Origin of the sequence: Pseudomonas sp. Irchel s3b5 (assembly GCF_900187435.1) — a bacterium.
Lineage (GTDB): Bacteria > Pseudomonadota > Gammaproteobacteria > Pseudomonadales > Pseudomonadaceae > Aquipseudomonas.
Genome location: NZ_FYDY01000004.1, coordinates 285,806 through 305,158, shown reverse-complemented (window position 1 = coordinate 305,158; position 19,353 = coordinate 285,806). Strand labels below are relative to the sequence as shown.

14 protein-coding genes and 1 pseudogene are annotated in these 19,353 nt (G+C 57.4%); 8 read left to right on the top strand and 7 right to left on the bottom strand.

The genetic code is table 11. The features are described 5' to 3' along the window. Positions 1-921: 921 nt before the first annotated feature. From CKW15_RS07230 to CKW15_RS07215, 4 genes are all read right to left on the bottom strand, one after another. Entirely contained in the window at positions 922-2,508 is a 1,587-nt protein-coding gene (locus CKW15_RS07230) for a GMC family oxidoreductase (RefSeq protein WP_095151931.1), read from the bottom strand. A gap of 144 nt (positions 2,509-2,652) precedes the next feature. Then, positions 2,653-3,537, bottom strand: coding sequence for a sugar phosphate isomerase/epimerase (locus tag CKW15_RS07225; protein ID WP_095057941.1), 885 nt, complete (start codon positions 3,535-3,537; stop codon positions 2,653-2,655). Positions 3,538-3,657: 120 nt separating this feature from the next. Continuing rightward, a complete protein-coding gene (locus CKW15_RS07220; protein WP_095151930.1) occupies positions 3,658-4,671 on the bottom strand; it encodes a glycoside hydrolase family 3 N-terminal domain-containing protein in 1,014 nt (337 codons plus the stop codon). Between the two features lie 98 nt (positions 4,672-4,769). Next, positions 4,770-5,948 (bottom strand): Gfo/Idh/MocA family protein, encoded by a 1,179-nt coding sequence (locus CKW15_RS07215; RefSeq protein ID WP_095151929.1) that lies wholly within the window; start codon positions 5,946-5,948, stop codon positions 4,770-4,772. Positions 5,949-6,470: 522 nt separating this feature from the next. On the opposite strand from CKW15_RS07215, the gene CKW15_RS07210 reads away from it, so the two are divergent. Next, positions 6,471-7,337 (top strand): helix-turn-helix transcriptional regulator, encoded by an 867-nt coding sequence (locus CKW15_RS07210; protein WP_095057944.1) that lies wholly within the window; start codon positions 6,471-6,473, stop codon positions 7,335-7,337. A gap of 26 nt (positions 7,338-7,363) precedes the next feature. Here the strand turns inward: CKW15_RS07210 and CKW15_RS07205 are convergent, their stop codons facing one another. Then, positions 7,364-7,597, bottom strand: coding sequence for a twin-arginine translocase TatA/TatE family subunit (locus tag CKW15_RS07205; protein WP_095057945.1), 234 nt, complete (start codon positions 7,595-7,597; stop codon positions 7,364-7,366). A gap of 27 nt (positions 7,598-7,624) precedes the next feature. Next, entirely contained in the window at positions 7,625-8,743 is a 1,119-nt protein-coding gene (locus CKW15_RS07200; RefSeq protein ID WP_256583118.1) for a thiamine pyrophosphate-dependent enzyme, read from the bottom strand. Positions 8,744-9,328: 585 nt separating this feature from the next. Between CKW15_RS07200 and CKW15_RS07195 the strand changes: the two genes are divergently transcribed. From CKW15_RS07195 to CKW15_RS07175, 5 genes and pseudogenes are all read left to right on the top strand, one after another. Further along, positions 9,329-10,489 (top strand): PotD/PotF family extracellular solute-binding protein, encoded by a 1,161-nt coding sequence (locus CKW15_RS07195; protein ID WP_095057947.1) that lies wholly within the window; start codon positions 9,329-9,331, stop codon positions 10,487-10,489. A 169-nt stretch (positions 10,490-10,658) separates the two neighbouring features. Continuing rightward, positions 10,659-11,594, top strand: coding sequence for an ABC transporter permease (locus CKW15_RS07190; RefSeq protein WP_095057948.1), 936 nt, complete (start codon positions 10,659-10,661; stop codon positions 11,592-11,594). A gap of 28 nt (positions 11,595-11,622) precedes the next feature. Beyond that, positions 11,623-12,414 carry an ABC transporter permease gene (locus CKW15_RS07185; RefSeq protein ID WP_095057949.1) on the top strand — a complete coding sequence of 264 codons (792 nt, stop codon included), beginning with the start codon at positions 11,623-11,625 and terminating at the stop codon, positions 12,412-12,414. A gap of 5 nt (positions 12,415-12,419) precedes the next feature. Further along, the gene (locus CKW15_RS07180) at positions 12,420-13,499 is read left to right on the top strand and encodes an ABC transporter ATP-binding protein (protein WP_095151928.1); all 1,080 of its coding nucleotides are present in this window, start codon (positions 12,420-12,422) and stop codon (positions 13,497-13,499) included. 146 nt (positions 13,500-13,645) lie between these two features. Then, positions 13,646-14,725, top strand: a pseudogene (locus CKW15_RS07175) (GMC family oxidoreductase); the annotation flags it as partial. Between the two features lie 430 nt (positions 14,726-15,155). Here the strand turns inward: CKW15_RS07175 and hisD are convergent. Beyond that, entirely contained in the window at positions 15,156-16,439 is a 1,284-nt protein-coding gene (hisD, locus tag CKW15_RS07165; protein ID WP_095057951.1) for a histidinol dehydrogenase, read from the bottom strand. Between the two features lie 396 nt (positions 16,440-16,835). Between hisD and CKW15_RS07160 the strand changes: the two genes are divergently transcribed. Together CKW15_RS07160 and CKW15_RS07155 are read left to right on the top strand one after the other, a co-directional pair. Then, complete coding sequence (locus CKW15_RS07160; protein WP_095057952.1) at positions 16,836-17,552, top strand: ThuA domain-containing protein; 717 nt, start codon at positions 16,836-16,838, stop codon at positions 17,550-17,552. After that, on the top strand, positions 17,549-19,336 hold the full coding sequence (locus CKW15_RS07155) for a thiamine pyrophosphate-binding protein (protein ID WP_095057953.1): 1,788 nt from the start codon (positions 17,549-17,551) through the stop codon (positions 19,334-19,336). The genes CKW15_RS07160 and CKW15_RS07155 overlap by 4 nt, the downstream gene beginning before the upstream one ends. The last annotated feature ends 17 nt before the right edge of the window (positions 19,337-19,353 follow it).

Genomic DNA, 19,353 nt, shown 5'->3' with positions numbered 1-19,353 from the left:
GCTCAGCAATCGTTGGTTACATCTTTGATTTCTCGCGGAGTAACTTGTGATGCTGATAATCTGTTGACTAGCAGTCTGACTCCACAAGCACCCACACGAATTGCTTGATTCAGTTGTTAAAGAGCGGCTGGTTAAGATCTTTCGTCTCAACCGAGGCGCGCATCTTACAGCGCACCTTTTCAAATTGCAACCTTAAAAGTTTCTGATTTTTCAACAAAATCAACTACTTAAGCCAAGAGCGACATTACGTTGCTCGTTAGCGGGAGGCGAATAGTACAGCATTAAAATACATGGTCAACCCCCTCTAGAAGTTTTTTCCTTTATCAAAGAGTCAGGTTGCCACTGTGAAAACTTCCAAGGTCTGTACAAAACATCAGGGCAGCAGGCTACCCAGATGTTTGAGTGCCCCGAAGGGATGCTCAACAGTCCGCTTTCGGACTCGCATCATCTCTGGTGCCTTGCTCAGCCGCAGCTGCTCTCCTCCAATACGTCTTCCTGCTACCAGCGTCGAACTCGTCGCTCCGCACTCGGTCGATTGAGCCCTTTACGGCCCCCCATTATCTGCTGATTGCGGGGCATCCGGCGCAGACTGAATGGCATGGAGCTTGCCTCACAGAAACCGGGGGATGTTTTACCCCCCTGATTGAGCAAAAACGACCCGAGGGTATACGCCATGCATAGCCTATTTTATGCAACAGCTCATATGACCAGAATTCGTGTACGCCCCGTTGATTTGCTGGAGAAGCCTCGCGTTGCAAGGACATCGCTGTTCAAACTTCAGGCAAGCATTTGCACCGGGATGTTGCTTTTCGCGATGGGGATTTCGTTCTCGCTGTGGTTACTCGGCAGCTAGAACCGAACACAAAAAACGCGGCAGTCAAAGGTTGCCCCCGTTACTGCCACGCCTTTTTGCATGGCGACCTAGTGCCCGTGTCTGATCATGTCAGCAGCCTTTTCGCCAATCATGATGCACACCGAGTTAGGGTTGCCTGAAATCAACGTGGGCATGACCGATGCGTCGGCAACGCGCAGCCCTTCCATACCATGCACACGAAGATCCGGGCCTACGACCGAAAGCTCATCCACCCCGATGCGGCAGGTGCCGGAGGGGTGCAGCGCGGCGTGTGCTTCTTCGTGGCAGAATTTTTTCATCTCTTCCCGGGACCTGACCGCCCCGTCCGGCACATGACGCCTTGCAATGAACGGCTTGAAAGCGGCCTGGGACATGATTTGCTCACCCACCAGACAACCGTCCACCAGGCTTTCAATATCGTATGGGTCAGAGAAATAGTTGGGCACGATCCGTGGAGGTGACATCGGGTCGGCTGAGTAGAGTTCTACATACCCTCTGGACCTTGGACGTATCTGCCCCAGGTTCAACGTGCACCCATTGCCCCCCGGAACAGAGTCAACCCCCTCTTCAATGCCGGCACCCATCACCATGAAGTACTGGATATCCGGATGGGCTGCTGCCTTGTCACCCCACCAGAAAGCCCCGCCTTCAATGAGATTCGACGCCGCCGGGCCTTGCCTGAACAACGCGTATTGCAAACCGGCCATCATTTTCCAAAGGGGCTTTTTGTACCTGTCGTAGCTATGCGGTCCCGTCAGCTCATACACCAGCGACACCTCGATATGATCCTGGAGATTCTGGCCGACACCGGGCAAATCCTTGACCACGTTGATGCCATGCTTGGTTAGCTGTGCAGCCGGACCGATACCGGACAACATCAACAATCGCGGCGAGTTGATGGCGCCGGACGATAAAATGATTTCCTTGTCGGCGTGCATCACGTGACGCACGCCCTTCTCGATGTATTCCACACCGATGGCTTTGTTGCCTTGGGTCAAGATGCGGATGACGCGACAGCCCGTCTTCACCGTCAGGTTCTTGCGCGATTTGGCGGGTGCCAGGTAGGCCACAGCCGCACTGCTGCGAAAGCCGTTTTTGGCGGTGATCTGGTACAGACCGCAACCTTCAGGCGTACCCGAATTGAAATCCTCGTTGTACGGCAGGCCGTATTGCTGGCAGGCGCGCAACCAGACTTTGGTCAACGGATGGACATTGATCGGATCGGAAACCCCCAACGGCCCGCCAACGCCATGGGCGTCGTTGCAGAAGCGTTCGTTGTCTTCGGCTTTTTTGAAGTACGGCAGGACGTCTTTGTAAGACCAGCCGGTCGCACCCTGCTCGGCCCAGCCATCGTAGTCGGCCGGGACACCGCGGATGTAGATCATGGCATTGACCGAGCTTCCGCCCCCCAGCACGCTGGCCTGAACCATCGTGGGCGTCTCGGTCCGGCGTTGATCTTCGGTAGGCTCCCACGCATAGCGTTTGAGCAGCGGGCCTTGCGCCGTTTTGTAGTAGGCGCCGGGAATGTGGATATAGGGGTTGCGATCGCGAGGTCCCTCTTCGAAAAGGACGACAGAGGCCGTAGCGTCTTCGCTCAGTCTTGAAGCCACGGTGCAACCTGTCGATCCACCTCCGATTACGATGAAATCCACCATGACGACCTCAGTTTCTTTTTAGTGTTGAGAACAAGGCTGCCGAGCGATGGCAGCCCATAACCATTGCAAGCATTGACGTAACCCTGCACAAAAAAGCGCAGGACGGAATCAAACTTGAAAACGTGTGCTTGTTGAAGAAGCTGCTTATTGACCCACAAGCCGGGTCAAGAGTGACTTCAGCTCCTTGGCGACTTCGTAGCTGTTTTGCTGTTGCTGCTTCTTGCAAAACAACTCGCAACTCCACCAGCCCTGGTAACCGGTGGCCTTCACCGCAGCCGTCCACTCGGCAAGGTTCAACACCCCACTTCCCGTCGGCACATCCCTGAGAATTTCTTCGTTGGGGATACCCCCTTCAAACGGCAGCGAGTCACACACATGCACGCCGTAGATGAGGTCCTTGTTCATCCTGGCAATATCTTGCGGCTGCACGCCGGAGGTAAAGCAATGCCAGTAATCGATGACCATCCTGACGTTATCGCGCTCGGTGCGATCGATGAGCTGAAGTTGATGGTCCAGGCTGTTGAGCGGAGTCCAGGACAGCGCTTCGAGATAGAGAAGCACGTTGTACTGCTTCGCCAGATCAGCCAGCAAGGCGAGGTTTTTTGCGGTCAACACGTACTGTGTCGCTTCATCTGAACCCAGCAGACCCGAGTAAAAGGGGCTCTTGCCGTGCTGCTGGAAATCAATCACGGCCTGAACGTTGATGGGTCCGGTGAGCACCTGCACGCCTTTGGCGCCTGCCAGGTTGGCCAACTGGAAAAGTCGCTCGGCCTCCTTGAGCAAGTCATCGCGCTCAGCCCCCTGGCGCTCTATATCCCTCAGGTAACCAATGCCCGTGACCGGCACATCATTGAGCAGGTGTTTCAGTTCCGGTTCGCTATACCCCGCCTGCAGCCAGGCTTCCAGTTTTGCGCTGTTGATCTCCAGCGCATCGAAACCCACAGCCTTTGCGATGTCGATGTCCATCGCAAGGGTCGAGTGCTTTGCAACCGTGGAATGCAGGGCCAGGATATTGTTTTTAGTGTTCATGGGACGCTCCTACCGTTGTCATTCATTGTAGAGAGATCAGGTTCAGGTAGAGATTTCGCAGTCACGTAAAATACGGCGCGAACTGACGCAGTCACTGCGTCAGCTTTCGATGGCTGCCCCTCAGGCGTCCGCCAGTGAGGCCAACGCCCGTACCTTGAACGCGGCGGCCAATAGAACCTGGCGGTCCAGCCCCCCCTCATGGACGGCCGCAACAATGGCTTCGGCGATGGCATCAAGACCAGACTCACTGGACACCAGCAATAGATGCGCGCCTGCCTTCAGTGAAGCAACGGCCGTGTCCGTGATGGAGTTACCGCGGAGGATGGACACCGCATCGAGATCATCGGAAATGATCAATCCATCGAAGCCCAGGGTGTCACGCAGAATGCCAATGACTTTTGACGAGGTAGAGGCTGAATGCTCAGGGTCGATCGCCGGAAAAACTGCTGGCCCCGGCATCACCGCTTTTACACCAGTGGCAATGACGCTCTGGAACACTTCAAGGTTGTCATGCAGCAATTCCAGTGGCCCGGGAACCGTGGCTTCAGCAATCGCCGGATCTTCTTCAGTGACGTAATGGCCAGGAAAGTGCTTAGCCGTCGCAATCACTCCAGCACGTTGAACCCCACGGATAAAGGCACAGGACACCCGACTGACCTCAGCCGAATCGGCACCCAGGTGCCGATCGAGCAGCCAGGGGTTGGGACCGGTCACCACGTCGACAATCGGTGCCAGAAACAGATTGACGCCCAGGCTTCGGGCCGCTTTGGCCATCTCGAAGCATCGATGTTCGATGTCCTGCGAACTCAATTCCTTGAGTTGCTCTCTCGACGCGATTGCAGGGACCAGTTGATGAAGGCGTTCGATGCCGCCGAGTTCCTGATCCACTGCAATCAGCAAAGGCGCACCCGCCAAAGCGGCTGCTTGCCGCACGATGTTGATAAAGTCTGCCGGGGTTTCCGCGCCCTTTCGAGCCTCGCTCATGGCTCTGCCCACGTACTCGTCCCGTGTCTCGCCCAGCAAAAGGGAAACGCCACCTCGGCTCAGATAACGACGGACATTGTCATCCAGGTTCAAATCCCCGAACGCGGGCAGTAGCACCGAATAGGCAGCTCTATAGAGTTCGCTAAACATTGATTGTCCTCAGTTCCGTAGTGTTGAGCACAACGCTCACTTTTTTGCTGCGTGCAAAACCCTTGTGTCGCCAAACGAGTCGATAACCCGCTGCCCAGTTACGGGTGTCCGCTGTATGGAAAAGGCACCCAGGCACGCCGTCGGCTGGACTCGACACACGCCTGGGACAGGGCGACGCCGCGCACGCCTTCGTGGATGTCAGGTAGCGCGATGGTGGTCGCCGAGCGCCAACCGGCGCCGGCATCAAGTGCCTCGGCGAAATCGGCATAGAGAACGGCAAGCGCTTCCAGGTAGCCCTCGGTATTGCCGGCGGGCAAACTGGTGAAGTTCAGCGTCTGGGCGGCGTTATCACTCTGCCCACGGCGGTAGAGGCGTTCGGCGCCGTCGACAGGCGTAAACCGGAGTATTTCCGGGGACTCTTGACACCATTCGAGCGAGGCCTTGCTGCCGATGATCTTGAAACGCAGGCCATTACGATGACCAGGCGCTGCGAAACTGGCCCACAGCAAACCGTCTACGCCGCCTTCAAACTCCAGTTGCACCACACAGGTATCGTCCAGTCCCCAGCCGGGTACGACCGTGGTCAACTTGGCATTCAGGCTTGTGCAGCGACGCCCGCACAGGAACTCCAGCATGTTGAAGGCATGCGTCCCGATATCCCCCACGACACCGGTCGGGCCAGCCTTCAGCGGGTCACCGCGCCAGGCAAGGCTTTTGCTCAACGTCGATACACCCGGCGCCAACCACTCCAGCAAGTACTCGACATACATGAAACGAATGTCGCCAAGTTCTCCAGCCTGAATACGGCTGCGAGCATCCCTGACCATGGGGTAGCCTTGGTAGGTATAGGTAAGCGTGAAGAACGTATCGTTCTGATCGGCAATGCTCGCCAACTCAATGGCTTCTTGTGGGCTGTTGACCAATGGCTTGTCGCAAATGACCGGGATTCCCGCCTGCAGAAACAAGCGGCAAGGTTCAAAGTGCAGGTGATTGGGTGTGACGATGACGACCGCCTCTATGGGGTCGGAGCGACGCGACTCGGCAGCGGCCATTTCCTCGAATGACAAGTAAATCCGCTCTGGCTGGAGGCCAAGTGCCTCACCCGCTTCCCGGCACTTGTCAGGGCTCGACGAGAAGGCCCCGGCGACAATGTCGAAGCGATTTGAAAGGCGCATGGCCGCCCGGTGATAACTGGCGAAGTAAGCGCCCTGCCCACCGCCAACCATGCCTACCTTGAATCGCCTTTTCCCGGGAATGTCGCCGGTCAACCTTGCCATCGCTTAAAGACTCCAATAGTTAACGCTCACTCGCGCACGACCTGCAGATTGAGAGCCCCTCTCATCTCCAGCTTTCGAATGCGCGGCGCTAAGTATCGACGGCGGCTTTTCTCTGCACCATTTCGCACACTATCGATACATGACGCGGACTGACGCAGTCGCCAATTGCACCAGAAAGCAAGGGTCATGTTCGTAATCTGGAAATTCCCGTTCAACACCGACGGCTACAGTTGTTACCGGGGCCAGGTGAAGTGTTACTTTCCGGGCGGTACGGGGGCATGCGTCAAAGCGCTTACAATCTGACGCATTGACTGATATTGACAGGTTGAACTTAAATATCATGATTGGGCATGGAACATGCTTATTCAAAACATTGAATACTCAAGTGTTTCTCGGCACAGAGCTATACAAACAGCTATTTCGATAACTGATTTATAACTTATATAACCTATATAACCTTCCGCTCTTAAATCCAGGCCAACATCGAGATAAAAAATGCCCAGCCGAGGAGATTCGTCCCCCATGTCATTAACTGCTGCCACCTCTCACCCTGAGCGACAACAGGTTCGCAGTGACTTGCAAGCCAACGTGCAAAAAAACCTGAGTACGCTGGTTGAGTCTTGCCGCTCGGTTGCAGACATGTGCCGCAAAGTGGATGTCAATCGCCAGCAGTTCAACAAGTACCTGGTGGGCCAGCACGTACCCTCACAGAAAATCCTGCAGAAAATCGGCCGGTATTTCATGATGGAGGCCGAAGATCTTTTCCGGCCGCCCGCCGAGTTCAAGAAGTTTTATGAAGGCTACGAAAACGAATTGCCGACAGATTTGCGTGCCTCGGCGCAATTCAATCATTTCCTGCCCCTGGCGAAGCAGTCAGCGGATCTGCTCGAAGACTACCTGGGCGTCTATTACCGGTACCACAACTCATCTATCTATAAAGGCCGAATCCTGCGTTCGGTCACCTGCCTGTATCGGACCGATTCGATGGTCCAGTACGTCACCGTAGAACGCTTCCCCTTGCTCGATGGCAGTGGAAAGATCGGCTATTCGTTCACTTATCACGGTTTCTGCCTGTTGCTGGGCGATCGCCTGTTCATGGTCGATTTTGAGGGCAAGCAACGCAATGAAATGACGTTTTCGATTCTCACGCCGCAGCATCGCCGACCGATCCGGTTCCTTTATGGGTTAGTCACCGGCGTGGCGTCGTCCTCTTTCCGTCAGCCCTTCTCTACCCGTATGGCGCTGGGGCTGGTGGACAAAGGCAAGATCCGTAAACATCACTTGCGCAATGCAACCGCTGTGCTTCCCAGCGATCAGTCGTTACCGCTGGAAGTGCGCGAGTACATGACCGGCGACAACGCCACTATTGTCTGGGGCGGTCAGGACTGAGGCGGCTGAGGCTGCCTGCGCGCTGCTCAGGCCTGGCGATGCTGGCCGTCGATGACCGGCGGCGCATCAACAGCAGTGCTGGCCTGCTGCACCGAGGCCGGCGGGCGTTCGCTGTCCGCGCCCTCGTCATTCATTGCGTTGCGAAAACCCTTGATGGATTCGCCGACATCGGTGCCCAGGTTTTTCAGTTTTTTGGTGCCGAAGACCAGCACAACCACCACCAGAATGACGATCCAGTGTTTCCAGTCAAAAATGCCCATTTTGTGATTCCTCTGCTGAAGGCTTGATTAATTTACCCGTGAACCGCGGGCGGTAATTATCTCGACCAACGAAGGCCCTTTGCTGTTCAGCGCCTTGATGAAGGCTGGATTGAGTTGCGAAGCATGTTCGACTCTCCACGCGTCAAGACCAAAATTTCTGGCGATGCCCGCGAAGTCAGGCGAGTAAGGTTTGCCGTCCGGCAAATTGAATTCCCCGGTCCGATGTTGCCCCACGAGCGAAACTTGCACATCGCTCAACGACTCAGGCCCGCTGTTGTTGAACACCAGGAACACCACGGGAAGACTGTGCATGACGCAGACCGCCATCTCCTGCATCGACTGCAAAAAATCCCCGTCACTGATGGCACACACGACTTGACGTGCCGGCATGGCGAGCTTCGCGCCAATGGCCGCTGGAACTGCCCAACCCACCGTACCGACGTTAGCGGTGCAGAAATGACCTCGGTGTTGATAATCCGGGAACATCTCACCGACTGTCTCCTGGAGAGACTGCGTCCCGACCATCAGCAGCGCATCGCCTTCCAGGACCGAGCTCAGTTGCGCCAAGGGCCTGGGAACCATCAGTGGCGGGATCTCGCTGGCGCCGTTCGCCCGCAAGGTGGCGGGTGGCAAACTGGCGTCAACCCGGGCGTTCTGAACAGCCGTCGAGATATCCAGGCAGACAGGGCCGATGCGACCACTGAACATCGTATCGAAGGCCTGGCGCAGGGTCTGCGGTAACTGCTCAATCGACGAAACTCGCACATGCTCTTTGGTGATGCCAGTGGCGGTGAATTCAGGCCAGTCATCGCCGCGATCGGAGTCGCCGCCACTGATCACCAGCATGGCCGAGGAATCCGCCAACGCAACCGCGATCCCGCCCAGGGCTTTCGAGATGCCTAGCGGCGCCGGCAGGAGAACAGCCATCGGACGACCGCAGGCACGAAAATAGCCGTCGGCAAGATGGACTGCGCTTTGCTCCTGTATGACATGAATGAACGGGATGTCGGAGCCTGTCCTCAGCAATGCTTCCACCAAGGCCCACGAACCGTCACCTGGCACACCGGCAACATAGTCGACACCGTTCGCTTTCAGCGCTTTCGCAACAATCTGACCACCCGTGAGCTTCACAGAAAAAACTCCCATCGAATAGACGCTGGCGCAAGGGCGGATGCACCTTGCTTCGTCTCAAGACCGTCATCGGAGTATTCGCCTGGAACAAACACGGCTCAATTTCGCACCCCCCGCAAAAGAGACGCACGTTGACGCAGGTGAACACCGCCCGTCTCCCGTTCAGGCGGGGCTATGGTTATCAGGAGCCTGCTGCGCCGATTAGGTCACTTTGATGCGTCAGAGTGCGTCGCTTTTAAAGGGGCTGCGAAATTGAGTGCCCTGCCCGCCAGGCCAATACTCGACCCATGAAAACAACAAGCCGAGCCTATCAAGCGCTGGGCGCGCCACGTGAAGCCTTCACCTTGCTACCTGAGGAAAGCGGCGCGCAACCAGCTAGGGAAGAGTCAATCGGACCAGTGGAGGCCAACTGCGCAATGCTCTGTTTACCAGGCAGCAAAGCGCCACAACCTCCCCAGCAGCATGGAAACAATGCTGGCCATAACTCTGCCGATGTACAGGACTGCATGCATAAGGATGTGCCCGGCTAAACCCGCCGAGCCCAAGCCACTTGCAGGTCGCAAATTGTTTGCTAACAACCACCCTAGGCAGGAACTCAAAATGAAAAAAGAAAAAGAGACGGGTTATGGCTCAACCGGCATCAACCTGGATTCGATCAGCCTGAACCGGCGCACCTTTATGCTGGGGGCAGCAGCATCTGCCGCGGGGTTGTACATCAGTTCGTTCGTGCCAAGTGCGTTCGCCGCGTCTTCCGGCCATCTGGAGATTCTTGGCTGGGAAGGTGAAACCGGTGATGCGGAGCTGGCCGACTGGCGTAAACAGCGGGGCATTACCGTCCGTTCAAGCTATGCCAGCAACCAGGACGACATCACCGCGCGACTGGCCGGCTCCGACCCTGTGCAGCTTGACTTGACCATGTATGCGTTGGGCTACGAGACCATCTATCAGGAAATGGGCCTGCTCAAGGCGATCGACACCTCGAAGATCCCGAACTACTCGGCAGAGAATACCGTCCCGCTGTTCTACAAGGGCAGCCGCTGGTACTGGGATGGCAAGCAGTGGGGCATCCCGCTGTTGTGGGGCATGAACACCATCGTCTACAACCCCAAGAACGTGAAGAAACCAACCGAGTACAAAGACCTGCTTGACCCGAAATTGAAGGGCCGTCTGACCTTTGTCGATGACGGTACTTCCAACTGGTCACTCATCGCGATCATTGCCGGTTATGGCGACAAGTTTCCTAACCTGACCCGCGCCGAATTCGACGACGCCTTTGAAAAACTCAAACCGTATCGTGATCAATGCCGAGTCTTTGCAGCCTCCTCGGGCGACGCCGTTTCGCTGTTGGTATCGGGCGAAGTCGACGCGGTGTTTTCGGCGTCGGCCAACACCCCCAGCGAGACCAAGAAGCGCGGCGTAGTCACAGAACTGTCGGTGCCCAAAGAAGGGGCTGCCCTTTGGTGTGACGCCCTGTTCATTCCGAAGACAGCCAAGGATATACCGCTCGCGCTGGAGTTCATCAACAAGACGCTTGAAGCGGATACCCAGGCGAAGATGGCAACCACGATGTTCTCTGGCGTGGTCAACAGCAAGGCTGTACCGCTGCTCCCCGAAGAGCTGAGAAACACTTTCGACTACGCGAACCTCGACAGCTTTTTCGAGAAGTCGAAGCTCTACGGCCAACCGCCCCTGAGCTCCGACAAGTACGTGACCTATGCTGAATGGATCGATCAGTGGGCGAACTTCAAAGGCTCGTTCTAAAAGAACGGCTTGAGAGGACTGTACGAGTGAGTGGGTGCCTGCGGGCACACACTCCTCTGCTCGATGCCGGATGCTGTCCGTACCGCTCAGGCAGAGCACAGGTCACAACGTGCATGCGCCCGGCAAGGCGCCTTCGTTATCGAAACAAAAAAGCAAAGGCACAAAAATAATGAACGTAGTCAACAACAGCGAGCCCATCCTCCTCGATGACAGGGATTCCAAGGCTGGCAAACACATGAAAATCGACAAGAAAACCCTCAGCGGGTATCTGTTGGCGTCGCCTCCACTGTTCTTTCTGGTGGTGTTCTTCCTCATTCCGTCGCTACTGTTATTGGTCGCGAGTTTCTGGACCGCCAAAACCTTCAGCATGGAACCCGCCGCAACACTGGCCAACTACGCCAAGGCCTTGAGTGCCACCGGGTTTTACGACTCGCTGTGGATCGCCTTGCAGAACGGTTTCTGGACCGCCGTGCTGTCGACGGTCATCAGTGCGCCGGTGGCCTACTACATTGTCTATCGGACGCGCTCCAATGCCGTTCTGTACCTGGCCTTGGTCTCCTGGTTCTCCAGCTACCTGGTACGGGTCTACGCCTGGCGCTCGATTCTGGGTACCAACGGCGTGATCAACTCCACCCTGATGCACCTCGGGCTGATCGATCAGCCGCTGGAATGGCTGGTGTTCAGCAAGTTTTCGGTGGTGTTGACTCTGGTGCACATCATGCTGCCCTTCACCCTGCTGCTGTTGGTATCGGGCTTGCGCGATATCAAGAAGGACTACCTGGAGGCCGCGGCGGACCTGGGTGCCGGCGGCGCCACCATCCTGTGGCGCGTGATCATGCCTATGGCGCACAAGAGCATCGTCAGCTCCTTCATGTTCACCTTCGTCCTTGCCGCCAGTGACTATGTCACTCCCCAACTGTTGGGCGGCAGAGATGCGATGACCACGGGCCTGGTGATCGCCAACCAGTTTCGCTCGGTCGGCAACTGGCCACTGGGTGCTGCGATGGCCTACTTGCTGCTGCTGGTTTTCATGCTGGTCTATGCGCTGTTGCTGGGTGTGTTGCGGGCTGCAAACCTGGCACCCGGCAAGCGTTACCACGACTGATGACCGCCCATAAAAAAGGTAACTCGCCATGATCAGGCTCTTCACTTACGTCTACATGCTGTTTCTTTATGCGCCCATCGCGATCATCGCGCTGTTCAGCTTTCATTCGTCGGCTTCGCTGTCGTTCCCGTTCGAGGGCTTTTCGACTCAATGGTACGAGGCGCTGTTCAGCAGCCTGGACTTCATGACGGCATTGACCAACAGTGCCATCGTCGCCGCGGGCTCGACCATTCTGACCACCTTGCTGGGGACCTTCTCAGCCCTGGCGCTGATGCGCATGAAGGGTCGGTTCAAATCCATTTTCGCCTTCATGAACTTCGCTCCCATCGCCCTGCCCGGTTTGTTCCTGGGGATTGCGCTGGTGATTTTCTTCTCGTTGATCGGCCTGCCACGCTCACTGCTGACGGTGATCATCGGCCATACGTTGTTCACCTTCCCATTCTTTGTCGAGTCCGTACGTTCTCGTCTTGAGTACTTCGATCTGTCGTTCGAAGAAGCCGCTCGCGACTTGGGTGCCTCACCGCTCAAGGCGTTCTGGCTGGTCACACTGCCCATCATAGGCCCGACGATTGCCGGTGCCGCGATCCTGGCGATCGCACTGTCCCTGGACGAATTCCTGATCACCGTGTTTGTCACCGGCAGCGACACCACGTTGCCACTCATGATTCTTTCGATGATGCGCCGCGCTGTCAGCCCAACCATCAATGCCGCCTCGGTATTCATGCTGGTCGTGACCATTGCCATCATTGTCATCGCCGGCCTGGTCATGACCCTGCGCCGTCGCCGCCTCGAACTTGAACGCGCAGAAACTGCAGAGTAATCGCCATGACCAACAGCATCGAACTGACCGGAATATCCAAGAGCTACGGTAATCTGACGGCCCTGGGCAAAGTCGACCTGACCGTAAAGCGCAACGAAATCCTGACGTTGCTGGGCCCAAGTGGCTGCGGCAAGACCACACTGATGCGCATCATCGCCGGCTTCGAAGATCCCACCACCGGCAAAGTGGTGATCGATGGCAAGGACTCCACGGCGCTGGCGCCGGAACATCGCCCGGTCAACATGGTGTTCCAGAAGTACGCCCTGTTCCCGCACCTGGATGTTTTCGACAACGTGGCGTTCGGCTTGCGCCTGAAGAAAAAACCGCGGGATGAAATCAAGCGTGAAGTGACCAAGGCACTGGAACTGGTGCAACTGGAAAGCTTCAAGAATCGCTGGATTTCCGAGCTCAGTGGCGGCCAGGCGCAACGGGTCGCCCTGGCTCGGGCCTTGGTTAATCGCCCTGCTGTGCTGTTGCTCGACGAGCCACTGGCAGCACTTGACCTGAAGATTCGCCACCACATGCTCAACGAGATCAAACGGATCCACGAAGAGACCTCGACCACCTTCGTTTACGTCACCCATGACCAGGACGAAGCGATGATTCTCTCCGACCGCGTCGTGTTGCTGAACAAGGGTGGCATCGAGCAGATCGGTGGTCCGCAGGAGATGTACTGGTCACCCCGCACCTTGTTCGCGGCAAAATTTTTCGGCGACACCAATATCGTCAATGGCACCTATGGACCGAGCGATACCAGCGGTGGTTATGTCGAGTTGCCGTTCGGGCGCTACGCACACACAGCCAAAAACAGCCTGAGTGCCGGGCCGGTCAATGTCTCGATCCGTCCGGAAACCATCTGCCTAGAGCCAGCCAAGGGCAACCCGCTGGCAAACGGGGCCTTTATCGGAAAGGTCAAAGACACCTCGTTCATCGGCAATCGGGTCATTTACCGCGTCGCCGTAGCCGGCGGAACCATTGACCTCAAATGCCAGCAATTGCCCACCCCCGGCAGCCTCACACTGCCGCCGGGTGCGGATGTCGCCTTGACCTGCAAACCGGACAGCTTCGTGGTGATACCCGCCTGAACAGCTTTCGTTTGAACGACAATCCCTGCTGCATTTCGCGCAGGGTCTGCCAGTAACGCCAACGCTGGATCACCTCTTCACCAAGAGTCTGATCCGGCGTTTTTTTTGACCTGAACGGTGAACAACAATGGTCCAATACATCGTGGTCGGGGGTGCAGGACGGTTGCGGGCTGTATCAGATCAACGCCAGCAACGGCCTGCGATCGAGCACTTCGGTGGCCTATCTCAAACCCGCGCGGCGGCGCTCCAACCTGACGGTAAAGACCAATTGCCGGGTGCTGCGAATCCTGGTCGAGAACGGTCGGGCCACTGGCGTTGAATACCTTGAGAAAAACCGTAGCCATGTGCTGCGGGCCGATTGCGAAGTGATTGTCAGCGCCGGGGCGATCAACACGCCAAAACTGTTGATGCTGTCGGGCATTGGTCCCGCGGCTCACCTGCACGACAAGGGTATCAAGTGCATCCATGACCTGCCGGGGGTCGGTCAAAACCTGCAGGATCACATCGAGGTGTCGTTGATCAATGAACTGCGTCGCCCCTTGAGCTACGACAAGTACAAGACGCCGCACTGGAAGATCGCCGCCGGCTTGCAGTACGCCTTGTTTCGACAAGGCCCGGTGACCTCCAACGTGGTCGAAGGTGGCGCGTTCTGGCGTACTTCTCTGGCCGAGAACCGCGCGGACGCCCAGTACTGTTTCATGGCCGGGGCCGGCGTCGAGGCCGGTGTAGGTTCTGTCCCCGGTGGCAACGGCTGCACCTTGAACGTGTGTCAGACCCGCCCCCGTTCCAGCGGATTCCTGCAACTGCGCAGCGCAGACCCCATGGACTTGCCCCGCATCGAGCCTAATTACCTGACCGACCCGCTCGACGTGGAGTGCATGGCACAGGCCACTGAGTTTGGTCGGCACATCATGTCCCAGGCTGCATTGGCCGGCCACATTCTGCGCGAGCACGTGCCCGCAGAACCCTTGCGCACACGTGACGACTATCGGCGCTTCGTGCGCCAGCACGCCCACGCCGCGCTGCATCCGGTGGGCACCTGCAAGATGGGTACGGACGCCATGGCGGTGGTGAACAACGATCTGCGGGTACACGGCATCAATGGCTTGCGGATCGCCGACAACTCCATCGCACCGAGCTTGTGCTCCAGCAACACCAATGCACTGGCAATCATGATCGGCGAGAAAGCGGCTGATCACATTCAGCGTGCTGATCAGACCCTGTAGCGGCCAACCAATCGCTGATGACGGTCTATTTGATGGAGGCTGAACTCAAAACGCTCTGCACGCCGAGCACCGCCTGGGACTGGAGCTCAGCCTGGAAGCAATGGCTGCGCCACGCACATGAAAGCGAAATACCTGCTCTGATCCAGTTCGCCAAACGGCTAAAGATTTACTGCCGTCTTTTTCATGAAGATCAAGAGCGTCTTTCCCGGTAATCCGTGAAGAACCCAAAAAAAAAGCTCCCCGATTGGGGAGCCTGAAAACACTTGGCAAGCGGTAAGAGTGACCCGTAGTACCGAGAAACGACCCTTTTTCCCGCTACCCACTTGCCAAGTGTTGCAAATAACCCGTGACCCGGTGAGATCCGTCGGTTCGATGTTGGAGAACGAACGCTCTCACCCAGACAAACGTTGCGCTCTATAAACGGCAGACATCAGACTGGCTGCTTGTAACGGCGAATGCGGATATCAGCCTGTTCCTTGTGCCCGGCAAAGCCTTCCATGCCGCACAGGCGCGAGCAGTACTCGCCCACCAGCACAGAGGCCTCGTCCGTCAAGACACGTTGATAAGTGCAGGTCTTGATGAACTTGCCGACCCACAGGCCGCCGGTGTAACGCGCCGTCCCGGTGGTAGGCAGTGTGTGGTTGGTGCCGATCACCTTGTCGCCGTAAGAGACGTTGGTTCGCTGGCCGAGAAACAGCGCACCGTAGTTAGTCATGTGCTCCAGGAAATACAGCGGGTCGCGGGTCATGACCTGGACGTGTTCGGAGGCAATGCGGTCCGCTTCCTGGACCAATTCGTCCACGGTGTCGCACAGGATGATCTCGCCATAGTCACGCCAGGCAACGGAGGCGACCGGCGCGGTCGACAAGATAGCCAACTGACGCTCGATTTCCGCCGGCAAGGTTTCTGCCAGTTCAGCGCTGTTGGTCAAAAACACCGCTGGCGAGTTGACGCCGTGCTCGGCCTGACCCAGCAAGTCTGCGGCAATGATTTCAACGTCGGAACTGTCATCGGCGATCACCAGTGTTTCGGTCGGGCCGGCAATCAGATCGATGCCGATTTTGCCGAACAGCTGGCGCTTGGCTTCGGCGACAAAGGCGTTGCCCGGGCCGACGATCATATCGACCGGTTTGAAGTCATCGGTGCCCAATGCCAACGCAGCAATAGCCTGAACCCCGCCCACACAATAGATTTCATCGGCGCCGGCGAGGTACATGGCCGTCACGATGGCCGGATGAGGCTTGCCGTCGAACGGCGGAGCCGCTGCCACCACACGCTTCACGCCCGCCACCTTGGCGGTCAATACGCTCATGTGTGCCGACGCCAGCAATGGGTACTTGCCGCCGGGGATGTAGCAGCCCACCGAGTTCACCGGAATGTTGCGATGCCCAAGGATCACACCCGGGAGTGTTTCGACTTCGACATCGTGCATTGAGGCTTTCTGCACTTCGGCAAACCGACGGACCTGTGCCTGCGCAAATTTGATATCGCCGATTTCCTGTTCCGAAAGACTCGCGACGCACGCGGCGATCTCATCGTCGGTCAAGCGGAAGGTAGCAGGCTCCCACTTATCAAATTTCTTCGAATACTCCCGAACGGCTGCATCACCGTTTTTGGCGACATTGGCAATGATCTGCTCGACCGTATCGCGCACTTGCGAAGCGATTTCGGCTTGGGCTTCGACGGGCTTACTTTTTTTCAGATAACGAATCATCAATTTGCTCCAGGTGGTTCTTGATGCACGCAACATGCACTCAGCCTTGGCAAACATCTTTTCTCACCCCCCTGCTCCCGGCAATTTCGCAGCGGCTTTATTGCTGACGCGATCTGACGCAGCACAGACGCAAAGTTGAAGCACTGGGGACAGCACTGACGCTCTGGCACAGGCCATTCCGTTATTCGTATAACCTTTTCATATCAAAAGCGCCGCCAACAAAACCGTTCTGTAGTCTGTAGCTATTCTCGCGATCCCCATGAAGCTCCCGGTCTGATTGGCCACTTCCATAAAAAATACATTCAAGGCATTGACAGCGCCATTTTGAGTGTTAGCTTAAATAAGCAGTTATACGTATAACCTAATAATCATAACCAACCGAAGAGGTGACCAACCGTGAGTCGAGTCTTGTATCTATACGGTGGCTGGCCCGGCCATTTCCCTTATGAAATTGCCGCCTGGGCCCGGACCGTTTTCCAGGAGCTGGATTTCGACGTTGAAGAGTCCACGGACATCTTCACCTTGGACAGGGATTTGACCGGTTACGACCTGATCGTGATTGGCTGGAACAACGCGGTCACCACTGAAACGCTGACTGCCTCGCAGGAAAACCGCTTGCTCGAAGCGATCGAAAGTGGCACCGGCCTGGTGGGTTGGCACGGTGCGGGCGCGGCCTTTCGTGCAAGCCTCAAATACCACTGGGTACTGGGCGGCTCCTTTCTCGAGCATCCGATGGGCGAAGGCTTCCCCCATCCCTACCAGGTCAACGTCATCGACCACACCCATGAGGTCACTCAAGGCGTCGAGGATTTCGAGGTCCGTTCCGAGCAGTACTACATGCAGGTGGATCCGAACATCCATGTGCTCGCCGAAACCACCTTCGACGGCAACCCGTTCCCATGGATCAAGGGCCACCGCAGCCCGGTCGCTTGGGTACGCCAGTGGGGTCAGGGGCGCGTTTTCTATCACTCCATCGGCCACGACACCAGCAACCTGGCTGACCCGAACATCCGCCGCCTGACCAAGCAGGGCCTGAACTGGGCAACCCGCGGCCGCGAAGCAATCACTGGCAAAACTACCCCGCTTTCATCAACCCAAGGAGTCCTGTCATGAGCAAATTGACCGGCAGCCAGATCGTGGCACAAACCCTGAAAAACTACGGCGTCGAGTATGTCGCCGGCATTCCCGGCCACGGTATCTGGACACTCACCGACGCCTTTCTCGAAGAAGACTCGAAACTCAAGTTCATCCAGGTCTTCCACGAGCAGAGTGCCGTGCACCTGGCAGACGGTTACTACCGGGTGTGCGGCAAGCCGATGGCGGCTGTCACGTCCATCGGCGCCGGTGCCACCAACACCATCATTGGTCTCGCCACGGCCTTCACCGACTCCACCAGCCTCATGCTGATCACCGGTGGGCCGCCCACCCACATGCGCGGCCACGGTTTGCTGCAAGAACTGGAGCGCTACACCGATAACGATTTCCCGAAAATCGCCGAAGCGGTCACCAAGCGCCATTGGGTCGCCACACGCGTCGAAGAGCTGCCGTTCATGATGCACCGCGCCTGGAGCGCGATGGTCACCGGCCGTCCTGGCCCGGTGCACATCGAAATTCCGATGGACGTGCAAGCCGAAGCGGCTGAAGTGACGTTGCATGACCTCGAAGAGCGCACCCCGATCGGCAAGTCGTTCCCAGACCCGGCGGCCACCGCCCGTGCCGTACAAGAACTGCAAGCCTGCCAGCGCCCGGTGCTCGTGATCGGTGGCGGTGTGATTACCGGTGAAGCGCACGCCGAGATCCTGGCCCTGGCCGAAGCGTGGAAAATCCCGGTGGTCACCACCTGGAACGGCAAAAGCGGTTTCCCCGAGGACCATGAATTGTTCGCCGGCAGCGTCGGCCAGACCGGCACGATGTGCGGCAACAAAGTGGCTTCCACCGCCGATGTGATTATCGCCGTGGGTTGCCGCTTCACCGACTGGTCATCGTCCAGCTATGCCAAGGGCGTGACCTTTGCGATTCCGCCGTCGAAGCTGATTCACATCGACATCGACCCGCACGAAATCGGCAAGAACTACCCGGTGACCGTAGGCATCTGCGCCGACGCCAAGTACGCCCTCGCCGCCATCGTCGAAGGCCTCAAGGGTCAGACCGTCGATCGCGAAGCGTACCTTAGCGATCTGCGTGGCTATCAGAATGAATGGGAAACCAAGCTGGCCGGTCGTCGTGATTCGGACCGTTTCCCGTTCACCTCTCAACGTCCACTGGGTGCGCTGCGCAAGATTTTCCCGCGGGACACCATCGTGGTAGTCGGCTCCGGCAATACCCAGGGCGCGGTCAAGCAGACCTTCCCGGTCTATACCCCTCGCACTCACCTGACCTCCGGCGGGTTCTCCTCCATGGGCTGGGCCGTACCTGCCGCCATCGGCGCCAAGCTGGCTGCACCGAACCAGCCGGTGGTGTGCATCCTGGGTGACGGTGACTTCCTGATGACCTCGCAGGAAATTGCGATCTGCGTGACCAATAACATTCCAGTCGTGTTCATGATCCAGAACAATGCCGGGTACATGTCGATTCGCGGTGGCCAGCGCAAGCAGACCAGCCGCCATATCGGCACCGAGTTCAACCATCCGGACGGCACGCCATACAGCCCGGACTTCAAGGCGGTGGGCGAAGCCTTCGGCCTGAAGTCCTACCGTGTGGAGCGCCCGGAAGACCTCGAGCCGATCCTGCAGGAAGCCCTGGATTTGAACGTGCCGGTGCTGATCGAGGTCCCGACCGACCGCGACGCCGCGGGCCCTTGGGTACCGGGCTGGTGGGACTTCCCGATTCCTGAGTACATCACCGATGAGCGCCAGGACGAATACCGGGAACTGCGCAACTCCGAACAACACCTATAAGAACTGGAGCGGCTCAA

What these genes read in the sequence shown, in the direction of transcription:
- CKW15_RS07180 (WP_095151928.1), top strand. Translation starts at nt 12,420, where the DNA reads ATGACCAACAGCATCGAACTGACCGGAATATCCAAGAGCTACGGTAAT.
- CKW15_RS07210 (WP_095057944.1), top strand. Translation starts at nt 6,471, where the DNA reads ATGTCATTAACTGCTGCCACCTCTCACCCTGAGCGACAACAGGTTCGC.
- hisD (WP_095057951.1), bottom strand. Translation starts at nt 16,439, where the DNA reads ATGATTCGTTATCTGAAAAAAAGTAAGCCCGTCGAAGCCCAAGCCGAA.
- CKW15_RS07220 (WP_095151930.1), bottom strand. Translation starts at nt 4,671, where the DNA reads ATGTTTAGCGAACTCTATAGAGCTGCCTATTCGGTGCTACTGCCCGCG.
- CKW15_RS07230 (WP_095151931.1), bottom strand. Translation starts at nt 2,508, where the DNA reads ATGGTGGATTTCATCGTAATCGGAGGTGGATCGACAGGTTGCACCGTG.
- CKW15_RS07195 (WP_095057947.1), top strand. Translation starts at nt 9,329, where the DNA reads ATGAAAAAAGAAAAAGAGACGGGTTATGGCTCAACCGGCATCAACCTG.
- CKW15_RS07185 (WP_095057949.1), top strand. Translation starts at nt 11,623, where the DNA reads ATGATCAGGCTCTTCACTTACGTCTACATGCTGTTTCTTTATGCGCCC.
- CKW15_RS07225 (WP_095057941.1), bottom strand. Translation starts at nt 3,537, where the DNA reads ATGAACACTAAAAACAATATCCTGGCCCTGCATTCCACGGTTGCAAAG.
- CKW15_RS07190 (WP_095057948.1), top strand. Translation starts at nt 10,659, where the DNA reads ATGAACGTAGTCAACAACAGCGAGCCCATCCTCCTCGATGACAGGGAT.
- CKW15_RS07205 (WP_095057945.1), bottom strand. Translation starts at nt 7,597, where the DNA reads ATGGGCATTTTTGACTGGAAACACTGGATCGTCATTCTGGTGGTGGTT.
- CKW15_RS07200 (WP_256583118.1), bottom strand. Translation starts at nt 8,743, where the DNA reads ATGGGAGTTTTTTCTGTGAAGCTCACGGGTGGTCAGATTGTTGCGAAA.
- CKW15_RS07215 (WP_095151929.1), bottom strand. Translation starts at nt 5,948, where the DNA reads ATGGCAAGGTTGACCGGCGACATTCCCGGGAAAAGGCGATTCAAGGTA.
- CKW15_RS07155 (WP_095057953.1), top strand. Translation starts at nt 17,549, where the DNA reads ATGAGCAAATTGACCGGCAGCCAGATCGTGGCACAAACCCTGAAAAAC.